This window comes from Streptomyces sp. CA-142005 (genome assembly GCF_050942335.1).
Classification (GTDB): domain Bacteria; phylum Actinomycetota; class Actinomycetes; order Streptomycetales; family Streptomycetaceae; genus Streptomyces.
Genome location: NZ_CP192078.1, coordinates 8,733,050 through 8,745,281, shown reverse-complemented (window position 1 = coordinate 8,745,281; position 12,232 = coordinate 8,733,050). Strand labels below are relative to the sequence as shown.

At 69.8% G+C, this 12,232-nt stretch carries 9 protein-coding genes; 4 read left to right on the top strand and 5 right to left on the bottom strand.

Annotated features, from left to right (window positions below; all coding sequences use genetic code 11):
• Nucleotides 1-214: 214 nt before the first annotated feature.
• From ACQPXS_RS40320 to ACQPXS_RS40305, 4 genes are read right to left on the bottom strand one after another with little or no spacing between them, the layout of a single operon-like run.
• Entirely contained in the window at nt 215-1,171 is a 957-nt protein-coding gene (locus tag ACQPXS_RS40320; protein WP_433454483.1) for a fumarylacetoacetate hydrolase family protein, read from the bottom strand.
• Nucleotides 1,172-1,189: 18 nt separating this feature from the next.
• Nucleotides 1,190-2,212 carry an amidohydrolase family protein gene (locus ACQPXS_RS40315; protein WP_433454482.1) on the bottom strand — a complete coding sequence of 341 codons (1,023 nt, stop codon included), beginning with the start codon at nt 2,210-2,212 and terminating at the stop codon, nt 1,190-1,192.
• Complete coding sequence (locus tag ACQPXS_RS40310) at nt 2,209-3,333, bottom strand: FAD-dependent monooxygenase (RefSeq protein ID WP_433454481.1); 1,125 nt, start codon at nt 3,331-3,333, stop codon at nt 2,209-2,211. The genes ACQPXS_RS40315 and ACQPXS_RS40310 overlap by 4 nt, the downstream gene beginning before the upstream one ends.
• Before the next feature lie 47 nt (nt 3,334-3,380).
• Nucleotides 3,381-3,686 (bottom strand): antibiotic biosynthesis monooxygenase family protein, encoded by a 306-nt coding sequence (locus tag ACQPXS_RS40305; protein WP_433454480.1) that lies wholly within the window; start codon nt 3,684-3,686, stop codon nt 3,381-3,383.
• Nucleotides 3,687-4,016: 330 nt separating this feature from the next.
• On the opposite strand from ACQPXS_RS40305, the gene ACQPXS_RS40300 reads away from it, so the two are divergent.
• The 4 genes from ACQPXS_RS40300 (at nt 4,017) to ACQPXS_RS40285 (ending at nt 8,098) form a co-directional block, all read left to right on the top strand.
• A complete protein-coding gene (locus ACQPXS_RS40300) occupies nt 4,017-4,994 on the top strand; it encodes a fumarylacetoacetate hydrolase family protein (protein WP_433454479.1) in 978 nt (325 codons plus the stop codon).
• The gene (locus ACQPXS_RS40295; RefSeq protein ID WP_433454478.1) at nt 4,991-5,944 is read left to right on the top strand and encodes a VOC family protein; all 954 of its coding nucleotides are present in this window, start codon (nt 4,991-4,993) and stop codon (nt 5,942-5,944) included. Before ACQPXS_RS40300 ends, ACQPXS_RS40295 begins: the two co-directional genes overlap by 4 nt.
• Before the next feature lie 70 nt (nt 5,945-6,014).
• A complete protein-coding gene (gene hisD, locus ACQPXS_RS40290; RefSeq protein ID WP_433454477.1) occupies nt 6,015-7,322 on the top strand; it encodes a histidinol dehydrogenase in 1,308 nt (435 codons plus the stop codon).
• Nucleotides 7,319-8,098: an SDR family NAD(P)-dependent oxidoreductase gene (locus ACQPXS_RS40285; RefSeq protein WP_433454476.1), complete on the top strand. Its 780-nt coding sequence runs from the start codon at nt 7,319-7,321 to the stop codon at nt 8,096-8,098. The genes hisD and ACQPXS_RS40285 overlap by 4 nt, the downstream gene beginning before the upstream one ends.
• A 1,172-nt stretch (nt 8,099-9,270) precedes the next feature.
• On the opposite strand, the gene ACQPXS_RS40280 is transcribed toward ACQPXS_RS40285, so the two are convergent.
• Nucleotides 9,271-12,081, bottom strand: a complete 2,811-nt coding sequence (locus ACQPXS_RS40280; protein WP_433454475.1) for an ATP-binding protein — start codon at nt 12,079-12,081, stop codon at nt 9,271-9,273.
• Nucleotides 12,082-12,232 lie beyond the last annotated feature (151 nt).

The following is a 12,232-nucleotide window of genomic DNA, read 5'->3' as shown; positions in this document are numbered from 1 at the left end:
TCCGGCAACGTCGCCGAACGAGCGCCGAAACGCGGGATTAACCAGGGCGGTGAGCTTAACCGGGAGCAATCAGGGCACGGAAGGGGTGGCGTGCGGCCGTCACCGAGACCCATACCAGCCATCGGTGCCACGGATAACAGTCGCGACGCCACCCGTGGTGCTGGTGCGGTCCGCCGCAGCGGCCTGTGGACGTGAGGCTCTACGGTTCCCGCGCTCAGGGCCGCGGGGTACGCCCGCGCTTGCGCGCCCGGGGCAGGTAGACGTCCTGGCGGCCCGCCACGACCCGGTTGGACACGCTGCCGAGCCGTTCCACGGTCAGCGTCACCACGTCACCCGGGGTGAGCGGGGGCGGGGTCCGCTCGCCGTTGCGGCCCCAGTGCTCCGCCAGGGCGCCCCAGCCACAGGTGCCCGAGCCCAGCAGGTCTCCCGAGCGTACCCAGGTGTCGCGGCTGGCGTAGGCGATCATCTCCTCGAAGGTCCACGAGCAGTTGGCGAGGGTGTCACGGCCGACGAGCTCTCCGTTGATGGTGAGAGTCATCTCCAGGTCGAGGAACCCGTCGGGGTCCCTGCGGTCCTCCACCTCGTCCGCGGTCACCAGGAACGGGCCGAGGGTGTTGGCGAAGTCCTTGCCCTTGGAGAAACCCAGCCCGAGGTTCTTCTCCGGTTTCTGCAGGTCACGGGCGGACCAGTCGTTGAACACCAGGTAGCCGGCGATGTGGTCCCCGGCCTCCTCGGGCGCGAGGTCCCGCCCGGGCCGGCCGATCACGGCGGCCACCTCCAGCTCGCAGTCGAGCACCGAGCACCCGGCCGGGACCGGCACCTCGTCGTGGGCGCCGTAGGCGGCGTGCGGGTTGGTGAAGTAGAAGTTCGGCGCCCTGTACCACTCCTCGGGGACGTGCTCCAGACCGTCCAGGGCCTTCGAGACGCCCTCGATGTGCGCCTCGAAGCCCACGAAGTCACGGATCGACGGCGGCTTCAGCGGCGGCAGCAACCGGACGTCCTCGACCCTCGGACCGCCGTCCCCGGCCAGGGCCCGCTCGCCCGCCTCCCGCAACGTCCCGTTCTCCAGGAGGGACAGCACCGTGGTGCCGTCCGGCAGCGGGTGGATCACCCCGTCCCGGACGACACCCGCGCGCTCGGCGCCTTCGTGCTCGTATGTCGCGAAACGCATCGTGTGCTTCTCCCGTGCTCAGTGGTGGGTGGGCGTGGGTGCCCGCCGGACCGTCCCCAGCAGGTCCATGGCGTTGCCGCCGGCGATCGCGGCCCGGGCCGCCGGGTCCAGCCCCGCGGCGTCCAGGCGCGCCACCGGGTCCTCGACGCCCATGTCGAAGGGATGGTCGGTGCCGAGAACGACACGGTCCGCACCGACCTCCTCGACCAGGTGGCGCAGTCCCCGGGGCGTGTAGACCAAGGCGTCGAACCACATGCGCCGCAGGTAGGCGCTCGGCGGGTGAGCACAGCCCCGCGCGTCCTGGCGTACCTGCCAGGCGTGGTCGGACCGGCCGATGTACGTGGGCAGGTAGCCGCCGCCGTGCGCGGCGACCAGCTTCAGCCCCGGGAAGCGGTCGAGTGTGCCGCCGAAGATCAGCCGGGACAGCGCGACGGTGGTCTCCACGGGCTGACCGACGGTGTTGCCGAGGTAGTGGACGGCGAGCCGTTCCCCGAGGGAACAGCCCCACGGGTGGACGAACACCACCGCGCCCAGCTCCTCGGCCTTGGCCCACACCGGGTCATGGGCAGGGTCGGCCAGCTCACGGCCGTCGACGGAGGTGGAGACGCTGATCCCGTACAGCCCGAGTCCGGTGACCGCCTCCTGAAGCAGCTCCACCGCGAGATGCGCGTGCTGCAGCGGCACGGTGCCCAGTCCGCACAGCCGCTCCGGAGCCTGCGCGCAGTGCGCGGCGACCGCCTCATTGGTCGTACGGGCCAGGCGCTGCGCGAGGTCCTCGCCGGCCCAGTAGTGGTGCATCGGCATCGGCCCGACCACCTGGATGTCGACGCCCATCGCGTCGAGGTCCGCCAGCCTTGCCCGTACGTCGGTCAGCCTGGGCCGCAGCCGGGACAACTTGGCGCGGTTGGCCGCCAGCGACTCGGGCGCGTGCGCCCGCTGCTCGGCTGCGAACTCGGCCGCGAGTCCGTCCGTACCGGCGCACAGCTCGTCCGCCGCGGGGACGGCCATGTGACCGTGGAAGTCCACGACAGGCATGGTCATGCCGGGGCCTGCAGCGCGTCGAGGGTCTCGGTCATCAGCCGGGCGGGGTGGGCCCCCGGCGTCTCCGGGTTGATCTCCCACTCGGCCAGCTTCAGGGAGTTCTCCAGCACCATCCGCACACGGGGCATCCGCCGTGCCATGAACGCCTTGAGCGCGACCTCGACCGGGTCGTCACCGACGAGCAGCTCCGCGAGGACCACCGCGTCCTCGGCGCACATCGCCGCGCCCTGCGCGACCAGGGGCGGGCACGCGTGCGCCGCGTCACCGATCACGATCGTCCGCCCCCGGTACCACGGTTCGTCGATCAACACGCTCTCGATCCAGCGGTAGTCGACCGCCGTGTCGTCGGGCAGCGCGGCGATGAGCCTGCCCCAGGTGCCGCCGTATCCCTCGCCGCGTTCACGCAGCAGGGACACCGGGGCGGACGGACCCATCAGAGAGGCGTCCAGGTTCTCGTCCAGCAGGTAGGCGTAGCACTTGTCCGGGGAGATGGGGCTGTAGCCGGCCTTGTAGCGGGGGCCGCCGTAGTAGACCTCGGGGCCGTCCATCTCGGCCGGGCGGTCGGCGACCACCCGGAAGATGGACATGCCGACCGGGCGCGGCTCGACGGTGATGCCGATCAGGGAGCGCATGTGCGACTTGATGCCGTCCGCGCCGACGACCAGGTCGTAGCTGCCCGTGCTGCCGTCGGTGAAGGTCACGTCCACACGGCCGGTCGACTGTTCCAATCGCTCGACGGTGAGGCCCAGCCGGACGTGCACCCCTTGGGCGTACACCGCGTCGCACAGGGCGTTCTGGAGGTCGGAGCGGAGCGCGCCGGCCGTCGCGGGAAGGTCGGGTCCGCCGGTGTGGGCGACCGCGAGATCGGTGATCAGCTCGCCGTCCGCCTGGCGCAGTCGCAGACCGTCGAAGGGCACCGCCCGGGCGAGCACCTTGTCCAGGACGCCCACCGAGCGCAGCGCCTTCAGCGCGTTGCCCTGCAGGGTGATGCCGTGGCCGACACCGAACCACTGAGGTGAGATCTCGACCAGGTCGACGTCGACGCCTCGCTGCGTCAGCGCGAGCGACAACACGCTTCCGGTGATGCCGCCGCCGACGACGAGCACCTTGTCCACTGCCATGGGCATTCCTTGCCGTGTGAGATGAGAGGTAGGGGAAGGCCGGTCCGTCAGCCGGTGAAGCGGTCCCCGAGTTCGCTGTAGTGCTCGACGACCGGGGCCCCGTCGAAGTACGGGCCCACCAGGGAACGCCAGCGCTGGAACCGCTCGGAGCTGCGGAAACCGACGATGTGCGCCTCGACCGTGTCCCAGCCGACGAGCAGCAGGTAGGTCTGCGGCCGCTCCTCGCAGCGCAGCAACTCGGCCCAGCGGAAGCCGTCGGCCTCGGCCAGAACCTTGCGTCCCTCGTCGAAGGCCGCCTCGAACTGCTGCTCCTGGCCGGCCGACACGGCCAGCTCCGCGTGCTCGACGATCACCAGATTCTCCTGACGTGCCGGGTGCGACGGTCCAGCACACCCGACGCCCGCCGTCGGGTCTGCGTTGCATGACCCTCCGTGAGTGGCGACCGCGCGGTCAACCGATTCGGGCATCGCGAATCAGCACGTCATCCATCCCCTACGGCGATGGACCAGCCGGGAACCATGCGCGATCTGGGGTGACGGGGAGTAGTGGCCGAACGTGATGGCTGGCATCGCCGATGACCATTTCCGCCGGGCACTCGCTGCTGCCTAGCGTTCGCGGTGGATGCCCTGTCCGCATCCCGTTTCCTGTCACTTCCCCTGTTGTCCATGGACGAGGAGTCGCTCGTGCCTGACCGTCTACCCCTGCACGCCGGGCCGTTCGCGCTCGGCACCTTCAGCCGCTATGGCGGCGATCCGTTCCCGGGACTGGTCACCGCCACCCGGGTGCGCGATCTGTCGGACGTGGCGGCGTCGGTGCGTGCGCTGGTCGAGGACTGGGACGGGGTGCTGCCGCGGCTGGCCGCTCTCGCCGAGGAACCGCAGACACCGGACGGCACCTGGCACGACCTGGCCGACCTGCGCGTGCACGCCCCGATCGAGCCCGGCCAGATCCTCCAGTCGGGTGCCAACTACCGGCGTCACGTGGAGGATCTGGTCGCGGCCGAGAAGGTGAGCGTGCACGGGGCCACCCCGGAGGAGGCACGGGCCGACGCCGAGAAGATGATGGACGAACGCGCCCGCAACGGCGTGCCGTACATCTTCCTCGGCTCGCCGCGCGCGATCTGCGGCCCCTACGACGAGGTGATGCTGCCGGAGCTCGGCGAGCAGCACGACTGGGAGCTGGAGCTCGCGCTCGTCATCTGCCGTGAAGGGCGGAACATCGCCCCCAAGGACGCGTGGTCGTATGTCGCCGGATACACGATCTGCAACGACATCACGACCCGTGACCGGCTCTACCGCCCGGATCTGAAGGCCATCGGCACCGACTGGTTCACCGCCAAGAACGCCGACACCTTCCTGCCGACCGGGCCGTTCCTGGTGCCGGCCGGCTTCGTCGGCGACCCGTCCGACGTCCGGATCACCCTGCGCCACAACGGAGTCGTACGCCAGGACGAGTCGACGAAGGACATGATCTTCGACATCCCCCGGCTCATCGCCTACGCGTCGACCACCAGCACCCTGCGCCCGGGAGACCTGCTGCTCACCGGCTCGCCGGCCGGCAACGGCGCCCACTGGAACGTGTTCCTGGCGCCCGGCGACGTCATGGAGGCCGAGATCACCGGCCTCGGGCACCAGCGCAACACCGTCAGGAGCATCCGATGACCGCGACCTCTTCCGACGCCTTCCAGCCCATCACCCATCTGCGTCACTTCGACCTGGCTGTGCCCGACTTCGACCGGCAGCGCACCTTCTACACCGAGGTGTGGGGACTGACCGAGATCGCGAACGACAGCGGCATCGCATTCTTCGCGGCCGAGGGCAGCCCCGAGCAGTACGTCGTCCGCATCCGCAAGGACCAGCGCAAGCGCATGGACCTGGTCGCCTTCGGCGCCGCCTCGGTGGCTGATGTCGACGAGCTGGCGGCACGGCTGGGCACCGCGGACGTCCCGCTGGTCAGCGAACCGGGCGCCATGGACACTCCGGGAGGCGGCTACGGCTTTCGGTTCTTCGACCCCGACGGGAGGGTCGTCGAGGTCTCCGCGGACGTGGAGAACCGGGTCCACCGCAAGATCGAGGAGAGGGAGGCGGTCCCGGTCCGGCTCTCGCACTGCGTGGTGAACTCCACCGATCCGGCGGGACTTCGCGACTTCTACGCCCGGCACCTGGGCTTCCGACTCTCCGACACCCTCTTCTCGCAGCACATGGGTGACCTCATGTACTTCATGCGGTGCAACCCGCTGCACCACTCCTTCGCCATCGCGCGCGGCCCCCATATCTCCCTGCACCACGCCTCGTTCGAGATGCGCGGAGTGGAGGAGTACATGCGCGGCACCGGACGGGCGCTGCGCGCCGGGACACGCCTGACCTGGGGGCCCGGCCGCCACCTCGCGGGCGACAACACCTTCGCCTACTTCCACGACCCGCACGGCAACACCGTCGAGTACACCACCGAACTCGCCGTCCTGGAGGAGGACCTGTGGCACCCCGGACGGCACGACGTGGACGATCCGCTGACGCAGGACCAGTGGGGCACCGCCGACCCGATGAGCGAGTCGGTGGCCAAGGAACAGTTCAACGACCCCGACGTGCTGTTCGAGGCCCCGCCCGTGTGACCGGGACGTGATCAGCACCCGCCGCCCCCTCTGGCGAAACACCCCCCAAGCATCCGAGAAAGGCACCACCGTGGCGAAGACATTTCTCAAGACCGCCGTTTCCAAGGAACAGGTCATCGTCGATCTGAACGCCGTGCGCGCCACGGTCACCGACGTCATCGCGGACATCCGCGAACGCGGCGACACGGCAGTGCGCGAGTACTCCGAGAAGTTCGACGGATGGAGCCCGGAGTCCTTCCGGTTGTCACCGCAGCAGATCGAGGAGATCGTCTCCTCTGTGCCCGCCCAGGTCATCGAGGACATCCGCTTCGTGCAGGAGCAGGTGCGCACCTTCGCCCGCCACCAGCTCGACTCCCTCGGCGAGTTCGAGGTGGAGACCCTGCCCGGCGTGAAGCTCGGTCAGAAGCACATCCCCGTCCAGGCCGCGGGCGCCTACATCCCCGGGGGCCGCTACCCGCTGACCGCCTCCGCCCACATGACCATCGTCACGGCGAAGGTCGCGGGCGTGCCCCGGGTCGTCGCCTGCACCCCGCCGATCCGCGGCGAGGTCCCCGCCGCGACCGTCGCCGCCGCGCACCTGGCGGGCGCCGACGAGATCTGGCTGCTCGGCGGTGTCCAGGCCGTCGCCGCGATGGCCACCGGTACCGACACCATGCGACCGGTGGACCTGATCACCGGGCCGGGCAACGCGTACGTCGCCGAGGCCAAGCGGCAGTTGTTCGGCGAGATCGGCATCGACCTGTTCGCCGGCCCCACCGAGATCCTGGTGCTGGCCGACGCTGACGCCGACCCGTTCGTCTGCGCCGTCGACCTGCTCTCCCAGGCCGAGCACGGCCCCGACTCCCCCGCCGTGCTGATCACCACCTCCCGCGAAGTGGGCGAGCGGACCATCGCCGAGGTGGAGCGGCTGCTGCCCGGCATGCCGACGAAGGACTTCGCGGAGCCGGCGTGGCGGGACCACGGCCAGGTGATCGTGGTGGACTCCATGGACGAGCTGTACACGCTGGCCGACGAGTTCGCCTACGAGCACGTGGAGGTGCTCACCACCGACCCGCGCGAGGCACTGGAGCGAATGACCCAGTACGGTGCGCTGTTCCTCGGCGAGGGCACCTGCGTGTCCTTCGGCGACAAGGTCATCGGCACCAACCACGTGCTGCCCACGCGCGGCGCCGCCCGCTACACCGGCGGTCTGTGGGTCGGCAAGTACCTCAAGACGGTGACCTACCAGCAGGTCACGGACACCGAGTCGCAGGCCCTGCTGGGCCGGCTCTGCGGCCGGGCCGCCCGGATCGAGCTGTTCGAGGGACACGCCCGGTCCGGCGACGTACGAGCCGCCAAGGCCGCGGGAGACGAACTTCCCTGGGCGGTGCGAGCATGACCACCCTCCCCCTGAGGGGCCGTACGGCACTGGTCACCGGCGGAGGGGGCCCGTTGGGGCTGGCCTTCTCCGCCGGCCTCGGCCGGGCCGGGGCCCGGGTGATCCTCGTCGGCCGCAACGAGCAGGCCCTTTCCGATGCGGCTCGTCGTGTGGCCATGGAGGGTGGCACGGCCCGCACCGCGGTGTGCGACGTGTCGGACCCGGCGTCGGTCACGGCACTCACGGACACACTCGCCGAGGAGGACGTCTCCGTCCTGGTCAACAACGCGGGCGTCGCGGGCCCGGTGAAGCCTCTCACCGAGGTCGAACCCGACGAGTGGGACGGGGTTTTCTCCGCGAACGTACGCGGCGTCTACCTGATGTGCCGGGCCTTCCTTCCCTCGATGATCGCGGCCGGCCACGGTGACATCGTCAACATCGCCTCGGTCAGCGGCAAACGCCCCCTCCTCAACCGCACCCCCTACACCGCCTCCAAGATGGCCCTGCTGGGCCTGACCCGCACCCTCGCCGCTGAGGTCGGACCCCACGGCGTCGCCGTCAACTCCCTCTCCCCTGGCCCGGTGCGCGGCCCGCGCATGGACCGCAACTTCAGGCTGGAGGCCGAACTGACGGGCAGCACACCGCAAGAGGCCGAGCGGGCGTTCGCCTCCCGGGCGGCCCTGGGCAGACTGGTGGAGGAGGAGGAAGTGGCGAAGGCCCTGGTGGCGATGCTCGCCATGCCCGGACTCTGCGGCGCGGACATCGACCTCTCCGCCGGCATGATCGCCCCCTCGTGACCCACGGCTCCGGCCCCGCCGTACGTACGCGACCCCGTCCTGCCCGACGCGGGACACATCGTCCTCAACCTGCACCACGCCCCCGAGACCACGCCTTCGACCTGCCGCAGGCAGTCACCGACGCGATCACCTACAACTCGGGCCCCTCCACACCCAGGTCTGACCGGCGTCGGCTTACCTCACCACACGCGCATTGCCCCACCATCATTCGAGCCGTAGTGGACGATCCGCGTGTCGTAGCTGGCCTCTTCACGTTGCTTGCGCGCATCAAGCCTTCCGAGCAGGGCGATGAGCGGCACAGGCGGCCCCTGCCCTAGGCGCAGGTCAGCAAGCCGGACACCGTTCGGCCCGATGCTGACCTTTTGCTGACCCGGAGGCCGCGATCAGCGCCATGACCTGCGGAAACACCCAAACGCTAGATCTTGGACTTGAACATGGTACGAAGCATGGAGAAACTCCCGGTTTGTCTGCTCCCTGCCTGCTTTTTGCAGGTCAAGGGCGATGTTCGGAGGCTACAACGTTTCGGATGCGTGGTCAGCTGTCGCCGGGTGTTCGAGGACTCACACTGACCTGTTGCTGATCTTTCTGACGCCGTGCCAGTCAAACGCCGCACCCGCGTCATGGTGTCGAAGAGGAAGAACGGAACGACGATCCACGAGAGGTGCAACGGGGAGACCGTCGCGCACCCGAGGCGGGGCCGCGGAGGACAGGGCGCCCTCGCCGCGGCGCCTGGTGACCAGGCCGGCGACGCACTCCTGCGCGATGCGGTCGGCGTGCTGGGGCACGCCCGATGGCTCCGCCCGGCGGTACGGGGGTGTCCTCGGTGATGCCCGCCGGCCGCAGCGCGAAGGTGTTGAGGACGTAATACGGTCGCCCCGCACCGCCGGTTCCCGCGGCGCGCCTCGGCCGGGCACCAGCGTGCGCACAGCCGCGGCCCGGATCAGCAGATCGGCAGCGTGATCGGTCATGGTCTTCTCCCCCGTCAGCTCACCATGATGCCTGTATGCCCGGAGTCCGGGTGGCCGTGGCGCTTGGCCGTTGAGCTGTCGTTGATCGTTCCTCCAGTGTCTTCCGGACCTGATGACCGGCCCCGTCAAGGACACTAGGAGCAGCGCCGATCAAGGGGCTCCCGCAATCTGACGTAGTTCCCGGCGGGTGAGCCGGCTTGACACTCACGGCCGGTCCAGCTCCTCCAGCGCGTCCCGCAGGGCAGCCCGGGACGTGACACCCAGCTTCGGGAAGAGCTGGTAGAGATGGGTGGAGACGGTTCGCGGAGACAGGAAGAGCCTCTCCCCGATCTGCTTGTTGGACAGGCCTGCGGCCGCCAGACTCGCGATCTCCCGCTGCTGCGGCGTCAGCGCGGCGCCATCAGGCCGGGGCTGGGCGCGTATGGGGCTGCCGCAGGCGCGTAGCTCCTTGTTGGCCCGGTCGGTCCACGGGTTGGCGCCGAGCCGCCCGAAGATCTCCGCAGCGGCGCCCAGGTAGTGCCTGGCCCGGGCCGGGGCTTTGCCGCGGCGGAGCCGTTCGCCGTAGTACAGCTGGATGCGGGCATGGTCGAAGGGCCAGCGCTCGGCCCCCTCGACGGCCAGAGCTTCGCCGAACCTGAGTACTGCCTCCTCGTCGTCTTCGGCTGTAATGGCGGCGGAGGCGAGAAGGACCATGGCCAACCGCGGTGAGACAGCGTCCAGACCGGCGTCCCGGGCTGCCCCGATGTGGTCAAGGGCCTTCTCGCGCCGACCGGTTCGCACCGCCGCCTCGACCTGGTCCAGGATCACCCACAGCGCGTGTCCGACGAAGGGCGGCAGTGATCCGGTCGGCGCGATCGTGGCGACGTGTTGGTGGGCCTCTTCGAAATCGCCCTGCGACAGGGCGATCAGCGTCCTGGCATGGGCGGCGTACTGGCGGACGGCATGGGCGCGGCGAGACCTGGCCCACTGGTCCATCTGATCGGCGAGCCCACGGGCGGCCGCGAACTCGCCGCAGGCCGCGGACACGCAGGCCAGCACGAATTTCCCGGTCCAGGAACGCAGCGGATAGTGGAACTCCTCACACAGGCCCAGCCCGTGGTGGGCGACTTCTCGAAGCTCCGACCACCGGCCGGTGAACCAGGCATGACTGCCCCACAGGAACGAGGCCTGGATGGCCGGGAAGATGTTCTCCCCGGTGCGTCCGCCGGACGCCGTGCGCCGCATCGGCTCTTCCAACGCACCTAGGCGGTCCGCATAGGCGGCGGCGGTACCGATCCTCACAATCCGTATCGGATCCGACGTGCCGGGTAGTGCCGCGATGGCGGCGTCGAGCCGGGCCCAGTCGGACGGGCGGGCTCGGGCCGGGTCGGCGAAGGTGGCCCGCAACAGCTGCACGGTGTCCGGCACCGAGGTGCACTTCGACAACGCCGCGTCGAAGTCCGACCACAGCTCGCGTCTGCCGCCGTAGATGCACACCAACAACAGTGTGGACAGCGCCTCGAGCAGGGTGGCATCGGTCAGGTCGTACGGGTCGGGCTGGAGGACGATCGCGCCGTAGAGCAGGCGATGGGCGGTGTCGACGTCTCCGTAGCTGTTGAGCAGATACACCGCGGCAGCCACCGCCACAGCCAGGGAGGACGCATCCGGGGCGGCCTGTCGCGCGTCGTCCAGCAGGCGCGGCACGTCACGCAGGTCGCCGGTGAGGTTCGCGCCGACGTACGCGGCCTTGGCCAGCCGTCGGGCCTGCTCGGACCCTCCCGGGCTCAGCTCGGCGGCGCGCACCAACGCCGCTACCGCGTTCGGCCCGTCCCCGCGGCGGACGCTGACGTCGGCGGCCTCCTCGAGCAGGGCTGCGATCTGTTCGTCGGGTTCGACCGCGGCCTGCGCCAGATGCCAGGCCCGCTGCTCGGGGACCCCGATCCATGCTTCCGCGAGTGCGCGGTGTACGTTGCGTCGCTGGTCGCTGGTCGACAGGTCCACCACCGCCGAGCGCATGAGCGAGTGCCGGAACGCCAGGCGGCCGGTCGTGTCGTCGATGTGGACGAGCTGAACGCGCTCTGCGGGAGCGAGGTGCTTCAGGCTGCACCGCCCAGCCACCGCCCGGCGCACGATCTGCATGTTGCCGCTGCCCTCCAACGCCGCTACGAGCAGCAGGTGCCGCGTGGCTGCCGGCAAGGTCGTGATACGGGAGGCGAATGTCGTCTGTAGTCGCTGGGTCAGCGGAATGCGCTTCGGCAAGGCTTGCGACGCGGCCCGCTGGGAATCGGTCAGGGCGGCCGGGAGTTCCAGCAGCGCCAGCGGATTGCCTTCGGCATCGGCCATCAGGCGCCGTCGAACCCGAGGGGCCAGCGCTGGAAAGCGACGGCTGAGCAACTCCTCGGAAGCGGCCTCGCTGAGCGGACCCAATTCGTGAAGCGGAAGCCCGCTGCGGTCGAAGAAGCTCTCATCCCCGGGCCTGGCCGCACACACCATCCCGGTGCCGGTGCCCAGAAGCCGACGAGCCACCTGCCCCAGGACGACGGCACTGGCCCGGTCCAGCCACTGCACATCGTCCAGCACCAGCAGTGTGGGCATGTCGCGTGAAAGATCCGCGACCAGTGACACCACCGCCTCGGCGACCGCGTCGTGCCCGCGCGCCGTGCCTCGCTCAGAGCCAAGGGCCGCGGCAAGGACAGGTGCGCTCGCCGCTTCCGACCGGTTGTGCGGCACCGAAGTCAGCAACTGCCGCAAGGCGCCGAAACTGGCCTGCGCCCGGTACTGCACACCCACGGTCTGCAGAACTCGCACCCCTGCGGCCTCGGCTTCCCGGGCGACAGTGGCGAGCAGCGCCGTCTTCCCGACTCCCGGCTCCCCCAGCAGCACCAGCGATCCACCCCTACGCGGGATGCCGGCCAAGAAGACGCCGAGCCGATCCATGTCGGCCTCACGGCCGACCAGCGACCTGTCTTCATCGCCGGGTGACCGGCCGAGGGCTGAAGCACTGAACGTGGTGCGATCAGTGGCTCGGTCGACCATGGCTACACCTTCTTACGTTCGCTATCGAGCGGGATCGGGAGACTCACTCGACAGAAAATGCTGCGGGTGTCGAAAAGCATCGCTGATTTACGCGTCACAGGAGCCCTGGTCGACCGAACAGCGTGCCCCACCCCGAACAGGCAAGGAACTC